The following is a 22786-nucleotide window of genomic DNA, read 5'->3' as shown; positions in this document are numbered from 1 at the left end:
TCTTTCCGCTACCAGTTAAGCTATATCTGACCGCACGTTACCAAGCGTTGACGCCACGGTCATGTGGGACATCGCCTATAATTTGCTTTATCATACTCGCCATTCTACACGGTGCCTAACGCTCAGAAACGAAACGAGCGGATTAAGACTAGCGCGATTAAGATGAGTACGTTAGGCTCTGACCGTTTGCAAGCCGCTGCCACAAGATGACGGAACAACAAATAAAACGTATGAAAAAACGTATCCCCAGCCTCCTGGCCACCATGATCGCCAGCGCCTTGTATAGCCAACAGGGCATGGCCGCCGATCTCGCCACGCAATGTATGCTTGGCGTGCCAAGCTATAATCGCCCTCTCGTTGAAGGGAAGCCTAACGATCAGCCGGTGACGATTAACGCCGATCATGCGAAAGGCAACTACCCTGATAATGCCGTATTTACCGGCAACGTTGATATTAATCAGGGGAATAGTCGCCTGCAGGCCGACGAGGTGCAGTTGCATCAGCAGCAGCCGGCGGGACAACCGCAGCCGGTGCGTACCGTTGATGCGCTTGGCAACGTTCATTACGACGATAACCAGGTTATTCTGAAAGGCCCGAAGGCGTGGTCGAACCTGAATACCAAGGATACCAACGTCTGGAAAGGCGACTATCAGATGGTTGGCCGTCAGGGGCGCGGTACTGCCGACCTGATGAAGCAGCGCGGCGAAAACCGCTATACCATACTTGAAAACGGCAGCTTCACCTCCTGTCTGCCGGGCTCTGATACCTGGAGCGTCGTCGGCAGCGAAGTTATCCATGACCGCGAAGAGCAGGTTGCCGAAATCTGGAACGCGCGCTTTAAGCTTGGTTCCGTCCCTATTTTTTATAGCCCGTATTTGCAGCTACCGGTCGGCGATAAGCGCCGTTCCGGTTTTCTGATCCCTAACGCCAAATACAGCACCAAAAATGGCGTTGAATTCTCACTGCCTTATTACTGGAATATCGCGCCGAACTTCGACGCCACGATTACGCCGCACTACATGAATAAACGCGGCGGCGTGATGTGGGAAAACGAATTCCGCTATCTGACTCAGGCGGGCGCAGGTTTATTTGAATTCGATTATCTGCCGTCTGATAAAGTGTACGAAGACGATCATTCTAACGACAGCAACAGCCGCCGCTGGATGTTCTACTGGAACCACAACGCGGTTATCGATCAGGTCTGGCGCCTGAACGCCGACTACACCAAAGTCAGCGACCCGGATTACTTTAACGATTTCAGCTCCAAGTACGGCTCCAGTACCGACGGCTACGCGACGCAAAAATTCAGCGCCGGCTACGTTAACCAGCATTTTGACGCCACCGTGTCGACCAAACAGTTCCAGGTCTTCGACCGTAGCTCAAGCAACTCCTACGGCGCCGAACCGCAGCTGGATATTAACGCCTACCAGAATGACGTCGGTCCATTCGATACTCATCTGTATGCGCAGGCGGTGCACTTCGTCAACACCAACGGCGATATGCCGGAAGCGACGCGTCTGCACGTAGAGCCGACGATCAACCTGCCGCTGTCTAACGGCTGGGGAAGCATCAATACCGAGGCGAAGCTGCTGGCGACGCATTACCAGCAGAGCAATCTCGATAAGTACAACGCGGCCAACGGTACCGATTACAAAGATTCCGTTAACCGCGTGATGCCAGAGTTCAAAATTGACGGCAAATTGGTCTTCGAGCGCGATATGCAGGAGGGTTATACCCAAACCCTGGAACCGCGCATGCAGTATCTGTATATCCCGTATCGCGACCAGAGCCACATCGGCGCCTACGACTCGACCCTGCTGCAGTCCGACTATAGCGGCCTGTTCCGCGACCGCTCCTACAGCGGTTTGGACCGTATCGCATCAGCCAATCAGGTCACCACCGGCGTCACATCTCGCGTATATGATGACGCGGCCGTTGAACGTTTTAATATTTCCGTTGGTCAAATCTACTATTTCACCGAGTCCCGGACCGGTGCGGACAACATCAACTGGGAGAATAACGACACCACGGGTTCACTGGTGTGGGCCGGCGACACTTACTGGCGCATCTCCGATGACTGGGGTTTACGCGGGGGGATCCAGTATGATACGCGTCTGGATAACGTCGCAACCGGCAACGGAACCATTGAATACCGCCGCGACGAAAACCGCTTAGTGCAACTGAACTACCGTTATGCGAGTCCGGAATATATTCAGGCGACGCTGCCTTCGTATTCCACCGCTCAGCAGTATAAAGAAGGTATTTCTCAGGTAGGTATGACCGCCAGTTGGCCGATTGTCGATCGTTGGTCAGTGGTCGGCGCATACTACTTCGATACCAATACCAAAAAAGCGGCTAACCAGATGTTAGGGGTGCAGTACAACTCTTGCTGCTACGCTATCCGCCTTGGCTACGAACGTAAGCTCAACGGCTGGGATAACAACAGCAACGGCGGCGAGAGCAAATACGATAACACCTTCGGTATCAACATCGAACTGCGTGGTCTGAGCTCCAACTACGGACTTGGCACCCAGCAGATGCTGCGCTCGAACATTTTGCCGTACCAGAGCTCCCTGTAAGGCGTCTGGTTTAAAACGTAATCCGCATTTGCGGTTAATTGAAATGGAAAAAGTATGAAGAACTGGAAAACGCTGCTTCTCGGTATCGCCATGATCGCGAATACCAGTTTCGCCGCCCCGCAGGTGGTCGATAAAGTAGCGGCTGTCGTCAATAATGGCGTTGTTCTGGAAAGCGACGTCGATGGTCTGATGCAGTCGGTGAAGCTCAACGCTGGTCAGGCGGGACAGCAGCTGCCGGATGACGCAACCCTGCGTCATCAGATCCTCGAAAGATTGATCATGGACCAGATCGTTCTGCAAATGGGGCAGAAAATGGGCGTAAAAGTCAGCGACGATCAGCTTGATCAGGCCATCGCTAACATCGCCAAACAGAACAACATGTCGATGGATCAGATGCGTAGCCGTCTGGCCTATGAAGGCATCAACTACAACACCTACCGTAACCAGATCCGTAAAGAGATGCTGATTTCGGAAGTGCGTAACAACGAAGTGCGCCGCCGCATCACCGTGCTGCCGCAGGAAGTTGAAGCGCTGGCCAAGCAGATTGGCGATCAGAACGATGCCAGCACCGAGCTGAACCTGAGCCACATCCTGATCGCGCTGCCGGAAAACCCGACCTCCGATCAGGTTGCGGCTGCGGAAGAACAGGCGAAGTCCGTCGTTGAACAGGCCCGTAGCGGCGCTAACTTCGGCAAACTGGCTATCACCTATTCCGCTGACCAGCAGGCGCTGAAAGGCGGCCAGATGGGTTGGGGCCGTATTCAGGAGCTGCCGGGTATCTTCGCGCAGGCGCTGAGTACCGCGAAGAAAGGCGATGTTGTCGGTCCGATTCGTTCCGGCGTCGGCTTCCACATCCTAAAAGTGAACGATATGCGCGGCGGCAGCCAGAATATCTCCGTCACCGAAGTTCATGCCCGTCACATCCTGCTGAAGCCGTCGCCGATCATGAATGACGCCCAGGCCCAGGCGAAGCTGGAGCAGATTGCGGCAGACATTAAGAGCGGTAAAACGACTTTCGATAAAGCAGCGAAAGAGTTTTCTCAGGACCCGGGCTCCGCCAACCAGGGCGGCGACTTAGGCTGGGCAACGCCGGATATCTTCGATCCTGCGTTCCGCGATGCGCTGATGCGCCTCAACAAAGGCCAGACTAGCGGTCCGGTTCACTCCTCCTTCGGCTGGCATCTAATCCAACTGATGGATACCCGCAACGTCGACAGAACCGACGCCGCGCAGAAAGACCGCGCTTACCGCATGCTGATGAACCGCAAATTCTCTGAAGAAGCGGCAACCTGGATGCAGGAACAGCGCGCCAGCGCTTACGTCAAAATTCTGAGCAACTAAAGTTCAGCCCTCTGCGCCACGTTAAGACGTGCCGGAGGGTAGACCGGTCGCCCCAGCAAACGCTGGGGTTGACTGCGTAGCCGGGCAATAACGAGCCCGAAGGAACGTTTCTATGCAACGTGTTGTTATCACTCCCGGCGAACCCGCAGGGATTGGTCCCGACCTTGTCGCCGAGCTTGCGCAGCGCGACTGGCCGGTTGAACTGGTTATTTGCGCCGATGGCGCCCTGTTAACTGACCGAGCCTGCCAGCTCGGTCTTCCTTTAGCGCTCCTCCCCTACGATCCAACGCGCCCTCCGCAGCCTCAGCGGGCAGGAACGCTCACGCTGCTTTCCGTCCCCCTCAACGCGCCGGTGCAGCCGGGCGTGCTCAATGTCGAGAATGGCGGCTATGTGGTGGAAACGCTGGCGCGCGCCTGCGATGGCTGCCTTAATGGCGAATTCGCGGCGCTGATTACCGGGCCGGTGCACAAAGGCAACATTAACGACGCCGGTATCGCCTTTACCGGTCATACCGAGTTCTTCGAAGAGCGCGCTCACGCCAGTAAAGTGGTCATGATGCTGGCGACCGAGGAGCTGCGGGTCGCGCTGGCCACGACCCATCTTCCGCTAAAGGCAATAAGCGAGGCGATTACGCCGGAGCTGCTGCGCGAAGTGATTACCATCCTGGATGCCGATCTGCGGCATAAATTTGGCATCGCTCAACCGCACGTGCTGGTTTGCGGCCTGAATCCCCACGCCGGCGAAGGTGGCCACATGGGGACGGAAGAGATCGATACCATCATTCCGGTGCTGGAAGAGATGCGGGCGAAGGGCATGAATCTTAGCGGTCCATTGCCTGCGGATACCCTTTTTCAGCCAAAATATCTCGATAATGCCGATGCGGTACTCGCGATGTACCACGATCAGGGCCTGCCCGTGCTAAAATACCAGGGCTTTGGCCGTGGCGTGAATATTACGCTCGGTTTACCTTTTATTCGTACCTCCGTTGACCACGGTACCGCGCTGGAATTAGCCGGTCAGGGAAAAGCGGACGTCGGCAGTTTTATCACGGCGCTTAATCTCGCCATCAAAATGATTGTTAATACCCAATGAATAATCGAGTCCATCAGGGCCATTTAGCCCGTAAACGCTTCGGGCAAAACTTTCTCAACGATCAGTTCGTGATCGACAGCATTGTCTCGGCCATCAATCCACAGAAAGGCCAGGCGATGGTCGAAATCGGCCCAGGTCTCGCCGCGCTGACCGAACCGGTCGGCGAACGCCTCGATCAATTAACCGTTATCGAGCTGGACCGCGATCTGGCGGCCCGCCTACAGACGCATCCGTTCCTCGGACCTAAGCTGACCATTTACCAGCAGGATGCGATGACCATGAATTTCGGCGAACTGTCGGAGAAAATGGGCCAACCGCTGCGCGTCTTCGGCAACCTGCCGTACAACATCTCAACGCCGCTGATGTTCCACCTCTTCAGCTATACTGATGCCATTGCCGATATGCATTTTATGCTGCAGAAGGAAGTGGTTAATCGTCTGGTTGCCGGACCGAACAGTAAAGCGTATGGTCGTTTAAGCGTAATGGCGCAGTACTACTGCCAGGTGATCCCGGTACTTGAAGTTCCGCCGACCGCCTTTACGCCGCCGCCAAAAGTGGATTCTGCCGTCGTGCGTCTGGTGCCGCACCGCACCATGCCGTACCCGGTGAAGGATGTCCGCGTGCTGAGCCGTATCACTACTGAAGCCTTCAACCAGCGCCGTAAGACCATTCGTAATAGTCTCGGCAATCTGTTTAGCGTTGAAGTGCTGGCGGAGCTGGGCGTCGACCCGGCGGTACGTGCGGAAAATATTTCTGTAGAGCAGTACTGTAAGATGGCCAACTGGTTATCCAACAATCTGCCTTCGAAGGAGAGCTAACCATGATTAATTCGCCTCGTGTTTGCGTCCAGGTGCAAAGCGTCTATATCGAATCGCAATCTTCTCCGGAAGAAGAGCGCTACGTCTTCGCTTACACCGTCACCATTCGCAACCTGGGGCGGAGTCAGGTTCAGCTTCTCGGCCGCTACTGGCTTATCACCAATGGACACGGTCGCGAGACGGAAGTCCAGGGTGAAGGGGTGGTCGGCGAACAGCCGCACATCCCTGCCGGCGAAGAGTATCAATATACCAGCGGCGCGGTTATCGAAACGCCGCTGGGCACCATGCAGGGTCACTATGAGATGATTGATAGCAACGGCGTGCCGTTCAATATCGAGATCCCTGTCTTCCGTCTCGCAGTTCCAACGCTTATACATTAAAACAATGGCTACATACCTTATTGGCGACGTTCATGGTTGCTACGATGAACTGATCGCATTGCTGGAGCAGGTGGAGTTTAACCCTGATACGGACACACTGTGGCTCACTGGCGATCTGGTCGCACGCGGCCCCGGCTCTCTGGAAGTGCTGCGGTTCGTGAAAGCGCTCGGCGATAGCGTGCGCATCGTGCTGGGCAACCATGACCTGCATCTGCTGGCGGTATTTGCCGGCATTAGCCGCAACAAGCCCAAAGACCGTCTGACGCCGCTGCTGGAAGCGCCCGACGCTGACGAACTGCTCAACTGGCTGCGTCGCCAGCCGCTGATGCAGGTCGATGAAGAGAAGAAGCTGGTGATGGCTCATGCCGGCATCACGCCGCAGTGGGATCTGGAAACCGCCAAACAGTGCGCGCGCGATGTCGAAGCCGTGCTGGCGAGCGACTCCTATCCGTTCTTCCTCGACGCGATGTATGGCGATATGCCGAACCACTGGAGCAATGAGCTCAGCGGCCTGGCGCGCCTGCGCTTTATCACCAACGCCTTCACCCGCATGCGCTATTGCTTCCCGAACGGCCAGTTGGATATGTACAGCAAAGAGGCGCCGGAAGACGCGCCAGCCCCGCTGAAGCCATGGTTTGCCATTCCGGGCCCTGTCGCTCGCGAGTACAGTATCGCCTTTGGCCATTGGGCGTCGCTGGAAGGCCGCGGTACGCCGGAAGGTATCTATGCGCTGGATACCGGCTGCTGCTGGGGGGGCGATCTGACCTGCCTGCGCTGGGAAGATAAAACGTATTTCACCCAGCGTTCCAACCGCCAGAAAAGCCTCGACGAAGGCGAAGCGGTCGCCTCCTGAGTCGATCCCGGATAGCGGCGCGCTGCGCCTTATCCGGCCTACCCGCGGCGCCGTTTGTTTGCCGGGTGGCTGCTACGCCTTACCCGGCCTACGGCCCGTACCGCTGTGAGCTGAAGCTCTCAACTCTACCTCTCTCCCCCCATGGCTACTGAAACTGCCGGTGTTGGTGGCCTCAAAATCGCTGAGACGTTCCCGGCAGGCCGGGGCAGCCCGCATGGATGCGGGCTGAGGGCCGTGATTTGCAAGGACGCTGCCTCGGCCCGACCCGAAGCCTGCAGGGATAAGTCGAAGGTACCACGAAGTGGCGATTTTGGCGGCCAGAGCCCGGGAGTACAGAGGGCGGCGGCGATTGGCCGCCCTCTGTGCGCACCCTGCGCCATGAGAGACATAACGCAGAAGAAATATTGGGAGCGCAATATGTTCGGAAACAGCACAGAACAACCGCTTTTCCAGGAGCGAAACCATTGCAAACTGATAACAGTATCTACCCACGGCGCCGTTTGTTTACCGGGTGGCGGCTAACGCCTTACCCGGCCTACGGCCCGTACCGGACGGTAACCGGGAGATTCCTGATAAAACAAAACCCCGGCCACACCTGACGCGACCGGGGTTTTTTAATCCACGCTATGTGAGATTAACGGCGCTCGAGGATCTCGAAGCAGTAGCTATGGGAGTTTTGCGCATCGGCATCATGGAACTCGCTGAATACCGATTCCCATTCGTCCGGATCGTAATCCGGGAAATGAGTATCCCCTTCCACTTCCGCATCAATATGGGTCAGGTAGAGTTTGTGCGCTTTTGGCAGGAACTGCTCGTAAACGCGGCCACCGCCGATCACCATAATCTCTTCCGCGTCACCGCAGGCGGCAATCGCTTCATCAACAGACTTCACCCACTGCACGCGATCGTCGCTGCCCGGCTTGCTGCTGATAACGATATTTTTACGTCCTGGCAACGGGCGACCGATGGATTCCCAGGTCAAACGCCCCATAACCACCGGCTTGTTTAAGGTATTACGTTTAAACCAGGCGAGATCGGCAGGCAAGTCCCATGGCATAGCGTTCTCCATGCCAATTACGCGATCTACAGCTAACGCCGCAATCAGACTAATCATTGAAAATTTCCCGAATGCAAAAAATTGCCGCCACTATACGGAAAGCGTAATACTTCGTCGACTGAACGAAGAGTAAAGAACATGAAAATTTTTAGATTTGCTGGCGAGCCCACGTAACCCTTATGAGCCGCCAGATCAGGAACTAAATTGAAAACAAAATGTTAGCTGTAAAGTTAACGCAACATTTGCTCACCACCTCAGGTTGAAGGCTTATTCTCCGGCTCATCGCGAACGTCTCCGGTGTGCCGTCCTTCTTCAGTACCTTGCCAGCCGTGGCGCTGCACCAGCGACAGATGATTACGGTCCTCGTTGATAATGCCGGTAAGCATATCGCTGGTCCGTTTAAACACCGCCACCCGCGAGGCGGCATCATTTTCCGCCATCGCCACCATCTCTTCTACCATCTGTTGGTTGAAACGACGGAACAGATCGGCGCGCTCGCGGGCCTCATAAGCGCCAAGGCCCAGGGCTTCCAGCGTCATGCGACCGCTTTTCAGCGCCGATTCGAAGGTCTCACGCTCCGGCGCTTCCACACCGGCCTGGCGCAGCTGAATGTAGTGATCGACATCGCGGGCACGCGAAATGATCTGCAGATGCGGGAAGTGCTCTTTCGCCAGCTCCACCAGCTGCAGGCTGGCCTGCGGGTCGTCGATGGCGTTAATCAGCACTTCTGCCTTTGCCGCCCCTGCCGATTCCAGCAGATCCACTCGCGTGGCATCACCGTAAAACACCTTCATATCGAACTTGCGCAGGGTATCAACGTGATCCGGATCGTGATCGAGGATAACCATTTTCACGCCACTGGAAAGCAGCACGCGCCCGGCAATTTGCCCATAGCGGCCAAAACCGGCGATAATCACTCGCGGCTGCTCTTCATCAATCTCGTCCGCTTCGCGCTCCTGGCCGCTGGCGGATTTCTCCATCCGCGTCAGCAGCACCAGCAGGATGGGCGTTGCCGCCATGGATAACGCCACCGCCAGCGTCAGCGCCTTCGCCCATTCACTATCCAGCACATCGGCCATCTGCGCGGCGCCGAAGACCACGAAAGCGAACTCACTCCCCTGCCCCAGCAGCACAGCAAACCAGCGGCGCTGCGCGCGCGGTACGCCCAGCGGTTTAGCAATCAGCCACAGCATCAGGGCTTTGATCGCCAGGAAACCCACCAGCAGGATCAGGATACGTAGCGGATGGGTGACGAGGGTACCAAAGTCAATAGACATGCCGACGCCGATAAAGAACAGCCCCAACAGCAACCCTTTAAACGGTTCGATATCGCTTTCCAGCGCATGGCGGTATTCCGAACTTGCCAGAAGCACCCCGGCAAGAAACGCGCCCATCGCCATCGACAGCCCGACTTCCTCCAGCAGCAATCCGAAGCCGAAGACCAGGAACAGAGCCACGGCGCTGAATACTTCGCGCAGACCGGAGCGGGCAACGAAGCGCAGCACCGGGCGGGTCAGATAGCGCCCTAATAGCACCACCAGCGCCAGCGCGCCGGCGACTTTCAACGCCGACAGCGCAAACGCGGCCAGGGTCGTTGAGCCGCCGCTGGCCGCCAGCAGTGGAATCATCGCAACCAAAGGAATAGCAGCGATATCCTGGAACAACAGCACGGCAAAGGCGCTACGCCCCAGTTGCGTCACCGTCAGGTTACGTTCATTCATCGCCTGCATCGCAATCGCCGTCGACGACAGCGCCAGCGTCATCCCGATGAGCTCCGCAACCTGCCAGCGCAATCCAAGCAGCATGCAGAACAGCCCGATAAACGCGCCGCACACCACCATTTGCAGCGCGCCGCCGCCAAATACCGAGGCGCGCAGCTTCCATAAGCGCTGCGGATCCAGCTCAAGACCGATGACAAACAGCATCAGTACGACGCCGATTTCGGCGAAATGCAGAATCGCCTCAGCGTCAGTGACCAAGCGCAGCCCCCACGGGCCTATAACGCAGCCGGCGATCAAATACCCCAGTACCGACCCCAGCCCCAGACGCACGGCGATCGGCACGATAAGCGCAGCGGATCCGAGGTAGATCAGCGCCTGTATTAGCGTATGGCTATCCATTGTTATGCGCCTCCTGCCATTCGATTAAGCGTTGACGATAATGACGGGCCTGCGCCTGCAGCGTTTCGTCATCGCAGATAAAGGTACAGTGCATGGCAAACGGCGGCAGCCATTTCATGCCACAGTACAGCGCCGTCGCCTGCAGAGGCTGCGCCAGCACGTCAAAGCCGGGGAATGAACCAATATCGAAATGGCTTTCGCCGCCGCCGGTAGTAACCGCCCACATCAGCGATTTACCATGCAACGCAATACCATTGTGGCCGTACGCCCAGCCGTGAGACAGCACTTTATCCATCCACAGTTTTAGCAGCGGCGGTACGCTGTACCACTGCATTGGATGCTGCCAGATAACCAGATCGGCGCGCGCCAGCGCCGCCTGCTCGGCAGCGATATCGATATTGAAGTCGGGATATAGCTCATAGAGGGAGCGTATCTCTACGCCATCAAGCGTCCCTGCTTGCTCAAGCATCCGTTTATTCGCATGCGAGTGATGCGGATAAGGATGCGAGTAAATTATCAGAATCATGAATGGGCCTGTCTTTTGTATTCTTGTAGCAGTGAGTGTAGACAGTTAACTCGCTCACTGAAAGGGGGGAATAGCGAGAGAAAAGTCAATCACAGCGATTGCCAAGTTTTCCTGCCGTAGTGACATGTTGGTAAGCAAAACACGCGTTGATACCGAAAATAATCCACTCTACGAATTAATAATTATCAATAATACAATCGTCATATATTTTAAGGGAACCTTAAAGCATTATTTAATAAATAACCCTATACACCATAGAAAGTAAATCCAATAATTTTACGCTCTTCGTTTTGAGCCCATTCTTTACACTAAATATAAACACTAATTTATAGCGATATCCCGGACCGCTATTTACTCAAATGGATGTGTACATGAGCAATAAACACTTTGAACTAAACAGAACAACCAAAATGCTGGCAAGGATATTTCCCGCCTTATTAATGTTAACGCCAATAGTTGTCGGCGCGGCAACCATTGACCAGTCAACCTCCGCGCCGCAAGACTTCTCGGCTGATAGCGAATACGTTATTAATAGAGACGTTACCGTCTCCTCCGCAGATAACACCCCAGCAGTATCCGTTAGCGGGATGAACGTAGAAAAAGTCACCAACGAAGGTAATATTTCCGGAGCGGGTATCGGTCTGGATATTAATATCGATGCGCAATCAGTCGAAATTAATAATAATGAAAATGCAATTATTTCATCTGCAACTGATAATGCCGTTAACGTGCAATCAATGGCGGGTACGTTTAATAATAGCGGAATCATTACTGGCGCTAACAACGGTATTTTCGTTAGCGAAGAGTCATCGGCAATTAGTATCACCAATACCGATACCGGCGTGATTACCGGCAAAAACGGCCTGAGTTCGCAAATTGGCGTCGGGTTAGATAACAGCGGCGCCATCACCGGTACCGCTGGCGATGGTATTGCGTTAAGCGACGGCAACAGCAAAATCAACAACAGCGGCACCGTGCAGGGCAGCGAGAACGGGATCAACGTTGTTGATAGCGCGAAAGCCGATATCATCAACAGCGGTTTACTCGGCGGCGGCGGTACGGCCGTCATGTTCGCCAGCAGCAAAAATAACAGCCTGGTGCTCAATACCGGTTCCTCGCTCATCGGCGATGTCATCTCCACGGGCTCAACGGGTAATACACTCTCGCTGGTGGGCTCTGGTACGGAAGACAGCAATTTTGTCGGCCTTCATGATGGCGACGGTTTTGCCTCCGTGAAAATGAACGGCGAGGCCTGGACGCTCACCGGCAACCTGGACATCATCGGCAGCGGCGATTCCCTCCAGGTTAATAGCGGTCAGTTAACGCTGGCGGGCGCTGTCGCTAATAGCGGCAACACGCTGGTCGCGGAAGCGGCCACGCTACAGTTGGGCAACGGGCAGAAAACCGCGACCCTCACCGGCAGCATGACCAACAATGGCACAGTGATCTTCAATCAGGGAAGCGACTCTACGTTTGCCACCAGCATCATCGGTAGCGGCAACGTGGAAAAAGTCGATGCCAATACCCTGACCTTAACCGGCACCAATAGCTATACCGGTAATACCCTTCTGAAAAGCGGCACCACTCTGGTCGCGGAAGGCGCCACTCTCGGTGTAGCAGACAGCGACTCCACCATCACCATCGAAAATGGCGCGCAATTTGCCAGCGCCGGCGAAGTGAATAACAACATTGATATCCTCAGCGGCGGTATCCTCGCGGCGTGGAATGCGGTTGAAGGTAACGCAACGCTAAGAACATCCGGCGTCGATACGATTAACGGCAATGTGACCAACAGCGGTACGCTGTTACTCAGCGCCGCCGATAATAGCGTTGGCAACAATTTTACGATTAACGGCGACTATACCGGTTCCGCCGGCAGCCAGATCGTAATGAACAGCACCCTCGGCGAAGACAGCGCTCCGACCGACCATCTGTCCATCACCGGCAGCAGCTACGGGCAGTCTGGCGTCAGCATCGCCAATATCGGCGGGCTGGGCGCACAAACCGTTAATGGTATGGAGATTGTCAGCGTCAGCGGCAGCTCCGAAGCCCAGCTAACCTTATCCAAACCGGTTGTCGCCGGGGCTTATGAGTATGGTCTGTATCAACACGACAACGGCAACTGGTATCTGGAATCCAAAGCGACCCCGTCTGACGATCCGTCGGATGATACTGACGATGGTGACAGCGGCAGCGATAGCGGCACTGATGGCGGCAGTGGCACTGATGGCGACAGCGATAACGGCAGCAATACCGATAATGGCGGTCAATCCGCGCCAGAAGTGATGGCGCCGGAAGTCGGCGCTTATCTGGGTAACTATCTTGCTGCGCAGAGTATGTTCCTGCATAAACGTGACGATCGCGACCAGCTCACGTTCCGCAACGAAGACAATCTGAACACCTGGATGTACGTTAAGGGCCGCTATCATGAGAACGATGCCGGCGGCGATAAAGTCAGCTATGACACCACTACCACCGTGCTTCAGGTCGGCAGTGATTTCATGAGCAAGCCGATGGACAAAGGGATACTGCGCGCCGGCGGCATGTTTGGCGCGGGCCAGGCGAAAACAGACTCGGATGCGAAGCACAACGTGCGTGACGCGCAAGGTAAAGTCGACGGTTTCAACGTTGGCCTGTACGCGACCTGGCAGGAAGATCCGAAATTACGTCTGGGCAGCTACATCGATACCTGGGCGTCCTACAGCTGGTATAACAACACGGTCACCAGCAATCGCAACAATGAAAAGTATGATAGCAAAGGCTTTGCCGCCTCTGTCGAAGTCGGCCATGCATGGGTGATCCCTTCAGACAATGCGCGTACCTGGAAGATTGAACCTCAGGCGCAGATGATCTACAGCTATCTCGATCAGGAAAATCATACCGATCCGGATGGCGTGCGGGTAACGACCGTGGATAACAATAGCCTGTTTGGCCGTCTCGGCGTGAAGAGCAGCTACTTCGAGCAACACGATGTTAAAGCGTGGCAGCCTTATGTTGCCGTGAACTGGCTGAAAGGCGCGGGTCAAAACGATCTGGCATTCAATGGCGAAAAAGTCAGCAACGATACGCCTGACGATCGCGGTCAGTTAGAGCTGGGCGTAACCGGTAATGTGAACGAGACGACCACCATCTCGCTGCGCGCCAGCGGCGAATGGGGTGAAAACAGCTACGCCGCGTATGGCGGCCACATTCTGCTGAATCACCGTTGGTAATCGCTATACACTGAAAGGTAAAAAGCAGTGGCCGAAGCCACTGCTTTTTTTTTAGTTATCCAGCTCGTCCATTGACTTCACCTGGTCGCGATTAATCTGCTCCACGCGACCGGTTTCCGCATTTTTGTAGGATACCAGGCCTGTATCATCATCGACCTGCGGCTTACCGCTGGTCACAATTGTTTTGCCATCTGTCGTTTTGAGCGACTGATTTGATGAGCAACCTGCCACAAATACCATCGCCGTTGCCGCCAGCGCGGATGCCACCAGAATTTTGTTCCGCATTGTATCCTCCTGTCTTTTCATCAATTGGTATCGTTATCGTGCTAACTATAGTTAGCCTGACCCGGCAGGCAGATAAAAGCAGAACTCTCCGAAGATGATTGCCATAAAAAAAAAGGGCCGACGATATCGTCAGCCCCTGTGTGTCGCTATCCGGCCCGGCCGGTACGCTTATTTAGTGATTTGCGCGTGCATTTCCTGCACCGAAATCACCTTCTCGGTCGCATCGGCATTCAGCGCCATCGCGGTGGCGAAGCCGCCGTTCAGGGTGGTGTCGTAATGCACCTTGTATTGCAGCGCGCTGCGGCGAATCAGCTTGGAGTCTTCAATCGCCTGACGTCCTGCGGTGGTGTTGATGATGTAGGTATATTCGCCATTCTTGATACGGTCCTGAATGTGCGGACGACCTTCATGCACCTTGTTCACCAGACGCGGATTGATACCGGCTTCACCCAGAACAATCGCGGTACCGTGGGTTGCATCCAGCTCGAAGCCCTGTTTCAGCAGTTTTGCCGCCAGGTCGACAACACGCTCTTTGTCGCCTTCGCGAACGGAGAGCAGCGCGCGCCCCTGTTTCTTCATCGTGGAGTTGCTGCCCAGCTGCGCTTTGGCGAACGCTTCCGCGAAGGTGCGGCCCACGCCCATCACTTCCCCGGTAGAGCGCATTTCCGGCCCTAACAGCGGGTCAACGCCCGGGAATTTGTTGAACGGCAGTACCACTTCTTTGACCGAATAGTACGGCGGGATGATTTCTTTGGTGACCCCCTGCTGCGCCAGCGTTTTACCGGCCATTACGCGTGCCGCCACTTTCGCCAGCGGTACGCCGGTGGCTTTCGAGACGAACGGTACGGTACGCGCCGCGCGCGGGTTGACTTCAATCAGGTACACTTCGTTGTTTTTCACCGCGAACTGTACGTTCATCAGGCCGCGAACCTGCAGTTCGAAGGCCAGTTTCTGCACCTGCTCACGCATCACATCCTGAATCTCTTTGCTCAGAGTGTAGGCTGGCAGAGAACAGGCGGAGTCGCCGGAGTGCACGCCCGCTTGTTCGATGTGCTCCATGATGCCGCCAATCAGCACCATTTCGCCATCGCAGATAGCGTCAACGTCGACTTCAACCGCATCGTCGAGGAAACGGTCCAGCAGTACCGGCGCATCGTTGGAGACGCTCACCGCCGTCTGGAAGTAGCGACGCAGGTCAGCTTCGTCATAAACGATTTCCATCGCGCGGCCGCCAAGTACGTAAGATGGGCGAACCACCAGCGGATAGCCGATCTCTTTTGCCTTCTCAACCGCTTGCTCAATCGCGGTCACGGTGGCGTTCGCCGGCTGCTTCAGTTTCAGGCGGTCAACCGCATGCTGAAAGCGCTCGCGGTCTTCAGCGCGGTCGATGGCGTCCGGGCTGGTGCCGATAACCGGCACGCCTGCGGCTTCCAGTTCACGCGCCAGCTTCAGTGGGGTCTGGCCGCCGTACTGCACGATGACGCCTTTCGGCTTCTCGATGCGCACGATTTCCAGTACGTCCTCCAGCGTTACCGGCTCGAAGTACAGACGGTCGGAGGTGTCGTAGTCGGTCGAAACGGTTTCCGGGTTACAGTTGACCATGATGGTCTCGTAACCGTCTTCGCGCAGCGCCAGCGAGGCGTGTACGCAGCAGTAGTCAAACTCGATACCCTGGCCGATACGGTTCGGGCCGCCGCCGAGCACCATGATTTTATCGCGGTCAACGGACGGATTAGATTCGCACTCGTCTTCATAGGTAGAGTACATGTAGGCGGTATCGGTGGCGAATTCCGCCGCACAGGTATCCACGCGCTTGTAAACCGGGTGCAGGTTGTAGTGATCGCGCAGCTTGCGGATTTCCGCTTCGCGCACGCCCGCCAGTTTCGCCAGACGCGCATCGGCAAAGCCTTTACGCTTCAGGTGGCGCAGGAAGTCAGCGTCGAGGCCGTTGATGCCCACAGCCGCCACTTTCTCTTCCAGGCGCACCAGCTCTTCGATTTGTACCAGGAACCAGCGGTCGATATTGGTCAGGTTGAAGACGCCGTCGACGGAGAGGCCCGCACGGAAGGCATCAGCGATGTACCAGATACGCTCGGCGCCCGCGTCTTTCAGCTCGCGGCGGATTTTGGTCAGCGCTTCCGGATCGTCGAGGCTGACTTTCGGGTCGAAGCCGGTGGCGCCCACTTCCAGGCCGCGCAGCGCTTTCTGCAGAGATTCCTGCTGCGTGCGACCAATCGCCATCACTTCGCCGACGGATTTCATCTGCGTGGTCAGACGGTCGTTAGCGCCAGCAAATTTTTCAAAGTTAAAGCGTGGAATTTTGGTCACAACATAGTCGATGGACGGTTCGAAGGAAGCCGGAGTACGGCCGCCGGTAATGTCGTTCATCAGCTCATCGAGGGTGTAACCTACCGCCAGCTTCGCCGCCACTTTGGCAATCGGGAAGCCGGTCGCTTTCGAGGCCAGCGCCGAAGAGCGGGAGACGCGCGGGTTCATTTCGATAACGATAAGGCGACCATCTTTCGGGTTCACCGAGAACTGTACGTTAGAACCGCCGGTTTCCACACCGATTTCACGCAGTACCGCCATCGAGGCGTTACGCATGATTTGGTATTCTTTGTCGGTCAGGGTCTGCGCCGGGGCGACGGTAATGGAGTCGCCGGTATGAATCCCCATGGCATCGAAGTTTTCAATCGAGCAGACGATGATGCAGTTATCGTTCTTATCGCGCACCACTTCCATCTCGTACTCTTTCCAGCCGATCAGCGATTCATCAATCAGCAGTTCGTTGGTCGGAGAGAGATCCAGGCCGCGTTCGCAGATTTCTTCGAACTCTTCGCGGTTATAGGCGATACCGCCGCCGGTGCCGCCCATAGTAAAGGACGGACGGATGATGCATGGGAAGCCAACTTCAGCGGCCACCGCCAGCGCTTCTTCCATGGTGTGCGCAATGCCGGAACGCGCGGTGTCGAGACCGATTTTCTTCATCGCCACGTCGAAGCGACGGCGGTCTTCCGCTTTATCGATCGCATCGGCGGTCGCACCAATCATGGTCACGCCGAACTCTGCCAGCACGCCCTGACGCTCCAGCTCCAGCGCGCAGTTCAGCGCGGTCTGGCCGCCCATGGTCGGCAGCACCGCGTCCGGACGCTCTTTTTCGATAATTTTACGCACCACTTCCCAGTGAATCGGCTCGATATAGGTCGCATCGGCCATTTCCGGGTCGGTCATGATGGTCGCCGGGTTAGAGTTCACCAGAATAACGCGGTAACCCTCTTCGCGCAGGGCTTTACAGGCCTGGGCGCCAGAGTAGTCAAACTCACACGCCTGACCGATAACAATCGGGCCCGCGCCCAGAATCAGGATACTTTTTATGTCTGTACGTTTTGGCATGGCTCTTTTACTCCTGATTATTTCGCGGACTGACGGTATTGCTCAATTAACTCGATAAAGTGGTCGAACAGCGGCGCGGCATCGTGCGGACCCGGGCTCGCTTCAGGGTGCCCCTGGAAGCTAAACGCCGGCTTGTCGGTACGATGGATCCCCTGCAGGGTACCGTCGAACAGTGACTTGTGGGTCACGCGCAGGTTGGCAGGCAGCGTCGCTTCGTCAACGGCAAAGCCGTGGTTCTGAGCGGTAATCATCACTACATTGTTATCGATATCTTTAACCGGGTGGTTACCGCCGTGGTGGCCGAATTTCATCTTAATGGTCTTCGCGCCGCTCGCCAGCGCCAGCAGCTGATGGCCGAGACAGATGCCAAAGACTGGAATATCGGTGGTGAGGAATTTTTCAATCGCCGCGATGGCGTAATCGCACGGCGCCGGGTCGCCAGGACCGTTAGACAGGAAAATACCGTCCGGATTCAGCTTAAGCACGTCTTCTGCCGACGTTTGCGCCGGAACGATAGTCAGGCGGCAGCCGCGGTCAACCAGCATCCGCAGGATATTGCGCTTGGCGCCGAAGTCATAAGCCACGACGTGGAACGGCAGATCGCTTTCCGCCTTCGCTTCCGGCAGGTCGCCCGCCAGTGTCCAGCTCCCCTGGGTCCAGGCGTAAGTTTCTGCGGTCGTGACCTCTTTCGCCAGGTCCATGCCGTTCAGACCTGGGAATGCCTGGGCTTTTTCCAGCGCCAGTTGGGCATCAAGATTATCGCCGGCGATGATGCAGCCATTCTGCGCCCCTTTCTCACGCAGTAAACGCGTCAGCTTACGGGTATCGATATCGGCAATGGCCACAATGTTATGGCGCTTCAGGTAAGAAGAAAGGTCTTCGGTATTGCGGAAGTTGCTGGCAATCAGCGGCAGGTCGCGAATGACCAGACCTTGTGCATGTACCTGAGAAGATTCTTCATCGGCGGCGTTGGTGCCGACATTTCCAATATGGGGATAAGTAAGAGTGACGATTTGGCGGGAATAGGAAGGATCAGTGAGGATTTCTTGATAACCGGTCATTGAAGTATTGAAAACGACTTCCCCAACCGCCGTGCCGGTTGCCCCGATGGCCCGACCGTGAAACTGGGTTCCGTCTTCCAGAACCAAAAGCGCTGACTTAATCAAAACACCCTCCAGAGAATATTCACTCACTTTATTTGCATATTAATTCAGACATAGATCTGAATCAATGCAAATTTTTGCCCGCAGAATTTTGGCAAACGGCGGCATTCTGGAGAGATGTCGGGTAAAAGTCAACTTAAAGCAGATATTTTTAACCTTATTTTACGCCACTGGCGCGTAACGGGCGATTTTTACGGTAAAAAGATCAACTAACCTGGTTGAGAAAACGCTTGCGGGCGTGGAAAACTGTAAAATCACTCACCGGAGGGGAAAAAAGTGGACCAGATGGTCAAAATTTACAATCCAATAACCATAAATCATGAGATAAAGCAGATTTTTAAACCACTAACAAAGAAAAACAACTCAAGATGGAAAAATAAAAAAGGGCAATAAAGTATTGCCCTTTGCAATCAATTACATATTGAATGCAATAACCACATCACGATGGGTAATAATCATTATAAAGCATTCAGATCAAGCACATCTTTCATGTCGAAAAGACCACTTTTTTTGTCTTTCAACCACAAAGCAGAACGAACGGCGCCATTGGCAAAAGTCATCCGACTGGAAGCCTTATGGGTAATTTCGATACGTTCCCCGATATCGGCGAACATCGCCGTATGTTCGCCGACGATGTCGCCCGCGCGAACGGTAGCAAAGCCAATGGTACCCGGAACGCGTTCGCCGGTATGACCTTCACGACTGTAGACGGCGCAGTCCTTCAGATCTTTGTTCAATGCCCCGGCGATCGCCTCGCCCATCGCCAGCGCGGTACCTGATGGCGCATCCACTTTATGCCTGTGGTGCGCTTCGATAATTTCGATATCGGTATAATCGCCCATCACCTTCGCCGCCTTCTCCAGCAGCTTTAACAGCACGTTGACGCCAACGCTAAAGTTAGCGGCAAAGACGATGGCAATGTCCTGCGCGGCATCGCTAATCGCCTGCTTTCCGGCATCATCAAAACCGGTGGTGCCGATCACCATCCCTTTGCCGTGCTGACGGCAGAAAGCCAAATGGTTGAGCGTGCCTTCCGGGCGAGTAAAATCGATCAATACATCGAAATCATCGTTTACCGCCGCCAGGCTACTTTGTACCGTAACGCCTGATTTGCCTGCGCCTGCCAGCTCGCCCGCATCGCTGCCCACCAGGCTTGAACCTTCGCGCTCCAGCGCCGCGCCAAGCGCCACGCCTTCCATCTGCAGCGCAGCCTGAATTAACTGGCGTCCCATCCGGCCTCCCGCGCCGGCGATGGCCACGCGGATTTGTGCATCTTGCATAGCTATTCTCTTTTGTTAACTTCACGTGAATTGTTTTCAGAGTAACCAGCCCGTTGCATAGCCGCTACTCAAAAACGCCGATAATTAGAAATTTATGACAAACGGCGGTCGATATCAGTAAAAACTATATGATTGTGCCGCGATTCGGCGTTTAAGTAGTGGAATTCGGGTGGGGGTACGGTAGCGCCCCGCCCGCGCGGTGCGGGCTAAGGCGTTGTTGTACTAAATCAAAGAGGGAAAAGCTCACCGGCGGGAAAAGCGGACAAAAACCAGGTTACCGCCAACAAATCGGCGCTGCCGCCGGGGCTGAGGTGGCGGGCAATCAGTTCGTCATCGAATTGACGCAACGCCTCCAGCCCGCCGTCAGCCATGACGCCGCCCTGCCACAACAGCCGCTGCGCCTCCTGCTGCACAAAGTTCAGGCCGGCAAGCCCGCCGCGTGAGACCAGATTGGTGTCATCATTCCACGCCATCAGATGCAGCAAGGTTTGCAGCAACGCCAGGTTGCTATCGCCAGTCTCTTCCATCATGCGGTTGAACACCGGTAGCGCCTGGGTTCGCACGGTACGAAAGCCGCTCTCAGCCTCGCCGCGGGCGCCGGAGAGACCATAACGTAGAAAATGGGCTTCGCCTTTGCTTAACGGTTCGCCGCTGGAAGCGGAGAGTTCTTGCATAACCATGCCGCGACAGAATCGCGCCACCTGATCGCACAGCCGATGCTGTTCAATCGGCTCGCCTTTCGATACCAGCCTTCCCGCCGCCGCGCTCAGCAAACCGAAAGCGAAGATCGCCCCGCGATGGGTATTCACTCCGCCGGTGGCCTCCAGCATATCGTTCTCGCAGGCCATTCCCACCGGACGCAGCATCATTAACACCTGTTCCGGCACGATCGCCGCGGTATCGTGGCCCATGATGAAAAATTTCTCCATCCACGGCGCCACCACCGCGGTACTGGCCTCAAACGAGGCCAGGTCCATATCGTGATGGGCGCCAGCGTTACGAATATCCACCAACCCGGGCTTTGGGGTCAGGCGAACTTCGGTCAACAGCGCTCGCTCTACCGCGCTGACCACCTCTTCAGCGTTCAGCGGTTTCACGCGCAGCGAACGCTGCGGATTGATTAACACTTCGCTCATTGCCCTTCCCCCTCTGCATTTAGTCGCTGTTTTTCACCTGACGAATAACATCAAGCACGGAGCCATCGCGATAGCGCACCACCGCCACCACCCGATCGGTAAACTCGATCGGCTGCGGCTTGCCGGTTAGCAGTTCCGCACGCTGCTGCAGTTCCTCAATAGTCATCAGCGGAATGCCCGCGTTGCGCAAATTGTCGATCAGATCCTGGCGCGCCGGGTTTACCGCTATGCCATGGTCGGTGACCAGCACATCTACGCTGGCTCCCGGCGTGACGCGGGTCAGCACTTTTTCCACGACGCAGGGAATACGGCCGCGAACTAATGGCGCGGTAATGATGGTCAAATCCGCACCGGCGGCGGTATCGCTATGGCCGCCGGACGCGCCGCGCAGCACGCCGTTAGAGCCGGTCATCACGTTAACGTTAAAGTCGGTATCGATTTCCAGCGCGCTGAGCATCACCACGTTTAAGCGCTCGCAGGAGGCGCCTTTAGAGCCCGGGCTGGCATACTGGTTGGTGGAGATCTCAACGTGGTTTGGGTTCTGCGCCAATGAACGCGCCGCGTCGCCATCGAACGATTGGGTATCGAGCAGCGTTTTAATCAACCCTTTTTCGTGCAGGTCAACCATCGTCCCGGTGATGCCGCCAAGGCCGAAGCTGGCGGTAATACCGTTACGGCGCATTTTATCTTCGAGGAAGCGGCTCACCGCCAGCGAGGCGCCGCCGGTACCGGTCTGCAGCGAAAAACCATCTTTAAAGTACCCGGAATGCTCAACAACTTTCGCCGCCTGGCGGGCGATCAGCAGCTCACGCGGGTTGCTGGTCAGACGGATCGCGCCAGCGGTGATTTTTTCCGGATCGCCGACTTCGTCCACCTGGACTATCAGATCGACCTGATCCTGGGCGATACTGGCCGGATAGTTAGGATAATCCACCCACTCTTCGGTCAGCAGCACTACGCATTTGGCATGTTCCGCATCAACGCGCGCGTAGCCCAGCGAACCGCAGCGTGATTTACCGCTAAAGCCGTTGGCGTTGCCAAACTCATCGCAGCAAGGAACGCCGAGAAACGCGACATCAATCGACAGCTCGCCGTTTTGAATCAGCTGTACGCGACCGCCGTGGGAGTGGATCTGTACCGGGTTTTCCATCAAACCGGCGGAGATCTCCTCGCCCAACTTGCCGCGCAGGCCGGAGGTGTAGATCTGGCGGATCACGCCATTTTTAATATGCTCGATCAGCGGCCAGTGGGCGTCGATCAGCGAACTGGATGCCAGCGTCAGATCGCGAAAACCCATTTCCGCCAGCTTCGCCACTACCATATTGACGACTTTGTCACCGCCGCGAAACGCGTGGTGGAACGAAATGGTCATGCCGTTTTGCAAACCGGAACGACGAATCGCCGTTTCCAGCGAATCGCAGATTTTACGCTGACGTTTTTCGCTTTCGCTCGCCAACCACGGGCTTTTCGCCGTCACGCCCGCATAAGGCGCTAACCCTTCCGGCATCACGTACTGCTGATTAAGCATTGTTACTGTCTCTTTCATCTTA

At 55.8% G+C, this 22786-nt stretch carries 16 protein-coding genes; 7 read left to right on the top strand and 9 right to left on the bottom strand.

What is annotated here, in order from left to right; translation table 11 throughout:
- Positions 1 to 230 precede the first annotated feature (230 nt).
- The 6 genes from lptD to apaH all read left to right on the top strand — a co-directional run bounded on the left by lptD (position 231) and on the right by apaH (position 7064).
- Positions 231 to 2579, top strand: a complete 2349-nt coding sequence (lptD, locus tag EAE_RS11255; protein ID WP_015704374.1) for an LPS assembly protein LptD — start codon at positions 231 to 233, stop codon at positions 2577 to 2579.
- A 54-nt stretch (positions 2580 to 2633) separates the two neighbouring features.
- Complete coding sequence (surA, locus tag EAE_RS11250; RefSeq protein ID WP_015368289.1) at positions 2634 to 3920, top strand: peptidylprolyl isomerase SurA; 1287 nt, start codon at positions 2634 to 2636, stop codon at positions 3918 to 3920.
- 112 nt (positions 3921 to 4032) lie between these two features.
- A complete protein-coding gene (gene pdxA, locus EAE_RS11245; RefSeq protein ID WP_015704373.1) occupies positions 4033 to 5013 on the top strand; it encodes a 4-hydroxythreonine-4-phosphate dehydrogenase PdxA in 981 nt (326 codons plus the stop codon).
- Entirely contained in the window at positions 5010 to 5831 is an 822-nt protein-coding gene (gene rsmA / locus EAE_RS11240) for a 16S rRNA (adenine(1518)-N(6)/adenine(1519)-N(6))-dimethyltransferase RsmA (RefSeq protein WP_015704372.1), read from the top strand. The genes pdxA and rsmA overlap by 4 nt, the downstream gene beginning before the upstream one ends.
- A gap of 2 nt (positions 5832 to 5833) precedes the next feature.
- Positions 5834 to 6211, top strand: a complete 378-nt coding sequence (gene apaG, locus EAE_RS11235; RefSeq protein WP_015368292.1) for a Co2+/Mg2+ efflux protein ApaG — start codon at positions 5834 to 5836, stop codon at positions 6209 to 6211.
- Between the two features lie 4 nt (positions 6212 to 6215).
- Positions 6216 to 7064 (top strand): bis(5'-nucleosyl)-tetraphosphatase (symmetrical) ApaH, encoded by an 849-nt coding sequence (gene apaH / locus EAE_RS11230; RefSeq protein WP_015704371.1) that lies wholly within the window; start codon positions 6216 to 6218, stop codon positions 7062 to 7064.
- A gap of 634 nt (positions 7065 to 7698) precedes the next feature.
- Here apaH and folA read toward each other — a convergent pair.
- The 3 genes from folA to kefF all read right to left on the bottom strand — a co-directional run bounded on the left by folA (position 7699) and on the right by kefF (position 10767).
- On the bottom strand, positions 7699 to 8178 hold the full coding sequence (gene folA / locus EAE_RS11225; RefSeq protein ID WP_015368294.1) for a type 3 dihydrofolate reductase: 480 nt from the start codon (positions 8176 to 8178) through the stop codon (positions 7699 to 7701).
- Positions 8179 to 8375: 197 nt separating this feature from the next.
- Positions 8376 to 10241 carry a glutathione-regulated potassium-efflux system protein KefC gene (kefC, locus tag EAE_RS11220; RefSeq protein ID WP_015368295.1) on the bottom strand — a complete coding sequence of 622 codons (1866 nt, stop codon included), beginning with the start codon at positions 10239 to 10241 and terminating at the stop codon, positions 8376 to 8378.
- Positions 10234 to 10767, bottom strand: a complete 534-nt coding sequence (gene kefF, locus EAE_RS11215) for a glutathione-regulated potassium-efflux system oxidoreductase KefF (protein WP_015704370.1) — start codon at positions 10765 to 10767, stop codon at positions 10234 to 10236. The genes kefC and kefF overlap by 8 nt, the downstream gene beginning before the upstream one ends.
- A 371-nt stretch (positions 10768 to 11138) precedes the next feature.
- On the opposite strand from kefF, the gene EAE_RS11210 reads away from it, so the two are divergent.
- Complete coding sequence (locus EAE_RS11210; RefSeq protein ID WP_190972352.1) at positions 11139 to 13979, top strand: autotransporter family protein; 2841 nt, start codon at positions 11139 to 11141, stop codon at positions 13977 to 13979.
- A gap of 51 nt (positions 13980 to 14030) precedes the next feature.
- On the opposite strand, the gene EAE_RS11205 is transcribed toward EAE_RS11210, so the two are convergent.
- The 6 genes from EAE_RS11205 to citF all read right to left on the bottom strand — a co-directional run bounded on the left by EAE_RS11205 (position 14031) and on the right by citF (position 22782).
- On the bottom strand, positions 14031 to 14264 hold the full coding sequence (locus tag EAE_RS11205) for a YgdI/YgdR family lipoprotein (RefSeq protein ID WP_015704368.1): 234 nt from the start codon (positions 14262 to 14264) through the stop codon (positions 14031 to 14033).
- Positions 14265 to 14432: 168 nt separating this feature from the next.
- Positions 14433 to 17657 (bottom strand): carbamoyl-phosphate synthase large subunit, encoded by a 3225-nt coding sequence (carB, locus tag EAE_RS11200; protein ID WP_015368300.1) that lies wholly within the window; start codon positions 17655 to 17657, stop codon positions 14433 to 14435.
- Positions 17658 to 17674: 17 nt separating this feature from the next.
- Positions 17675 to 18823, bottom strand: a complete 1149-nt coding sequence (carA, locus tag EAE_RS11195; protein ID WP_015704367.1) for a glutamine-hydrolyzing carbamoyl-phosphate synthase small subunit — start codon at positions 18821 to 18823, stop codon at positions 17675 to 17677.
- A gap of 455 nt (positions 18824 to 19278) precedes the next feature.
- Positions 19279 to 20100 (bottom strand): 4-hydroxy-tetrahydrodipicolinate reductase, encoded by an 822-nt coding sequence (dapB, locus tag EAE_RS11190; RefSeq protein ID WP_015704365.1) that lies wholly within the window; start codon positions 20098 to 20100, stop codon positions 19279 to 19281.
- Between the two features lie 227 nt (positions 20101 to 20327).
- Positions 20328 to 21236, bottom strand: a complete 909-nt coding sequence (gene citG, locus EAE_RS11185) for a triphosphoribosyl-dephospho-CoA synthase CitG (protein WP_015704364.1) — start codon at positions 21234 to 21236, stop codon at positions 20328 to 20330.
- A gap of 19 nt (positions 21237 to 21255) precedes the next feature.
- Positions 21256 to 22782, bottom strand: coding sequence for a citrate lyase subunit alpha (gene citF / locus EAE_RS11180; RefSeq protein ID WP_015368306.1), 1527 nt, complete (start codon positions 22780 to 22782; stop codon positions 21256 to 21258).
- Positions 22783 to 22786: the final 4 nt, after the last annotated feature.

Origin of the sequence: Klebsiella aerogenes KCTC 2190 (assembly GCF_000215745.1) — a bacterium.
Taxonomy (GTDB): domain Bacteria; phylum Pseudomonadota; class Gammaproteobacteria; order Enterobacterales; family Enterobacteriaceae; genus Klebsiella; species Klebsiella aerogenes.
The sequence above is the reverse complement of the archived record's forward strand: the minus strand, read 5'-3'. Positions and strand labels throughout refer to the sequence as shown.

What these genes read in the sequence shown, in the direction of transcription:
- citG (WP_015704364.1), bottom strand. Translation starts at nt 21,236, where the DNA reads ATGAGCGAAGTGTTAATCAATCCGCAGCGTTCGCTGCGCGTGAAACCG.
- pdxA (WP_015704373.1), top strand. Translation starts at nt 4,033, where the DNA reads ATGCAACGTGTTGTTATCACTCCCGGCGAACCCGCAGGGATTGGTCCC.
- apaH (WP_015704371.1), top strand. Translation starts at nt 6,216, where the DNA reads ATGGCTACATACCTTATTGGCGACGTTCATGGTTGCTACGATGAACTG.
- EAE_RS11205 (WP_015704368.1), bottom strand. Translation starts at nt 14,264, where the DNA reads ATGCGGAACAAAATTCTGGTGGCATCCGCGCTGGCGGCAACGGCGATG.
- dapB (WP_015704365.1), bottom strand. Translation starts at nt 20,100, where the DNA reads ATGCAAGATGCACAAATCCGCGTGGCCATCGCCGGCGCGGGAGGCCGG.
- kefF (WP_015704370.1), bottom strand. Translation starts at nt 10,767, where the DNA reads ATGATTCTGATAATTTACTCGCATCCTTATCCGCATCACTCGCATGCG.
- lptD (WP_015704374.1), top strand. Translation starts at nt 231, where the DNA reads ATGAAAAAACGTATCCCCAGCCTCCTGGCCACCATGATCGCCAGCGCC.
- EAE_RS11210 (WP_190972352.1), top strand. Translation starts at nt 11,139, where the DNA reads ATGAGCAATAAACACTTTGAACTAAACAGAACAACCAAAATGCTGGCA.
- carB (WP_015368300.1), bottom strand. Translation starts at nt 17,657, where the DNA reads ATGCCAAAACGTACAGACATAAAAAGTATCCTGATTCTGGGCGCGGGC.
- kefC (WP_015368295.1), bottom strand. Translation starts at nt 10,241, where the DNA reads ATGGATAGCCATACGCTAATACAGGCGCTGATCTACCTCGGATCCGCT.
- apaG (WP_015368292.1), top strand. Translation starts at nt 5,834, where the DNA reads ATGATTAATTCGCCTCGTGTTTGCGTCCAGGTGCAAAGCGTCTATATC.
- rsmA (WP_015704372.1), top strand. Translation starts at nt 5,010, where the DNA reads ATGAATAATCGAGTCCATCAGGGCCATTTAGCCCGTAAACGCTTCGGG.
- folA (WP_015368294.1), bottom strand. Translation starts at nt 8,178, where the DNA reads ATGATTAGTCTGATTGCGGCGTTAGCTGTAGATCGCGTAATTGGCATG.
- citF (WP_015368306.1), bottom strand. Translation starts at nt 22,782, where the DNA reads ATGAAAGAGACAGTAACAATGCTTAATCAGCAGTACGTGATGCCGGAA.
- surA (WP_015368289.1), top strand. Translation starts at nt 2,634, where the DNA reads ATGAAGAACTGGAAAACGCTGCTTCTCGGTATCGCCATGATCGCGAAT.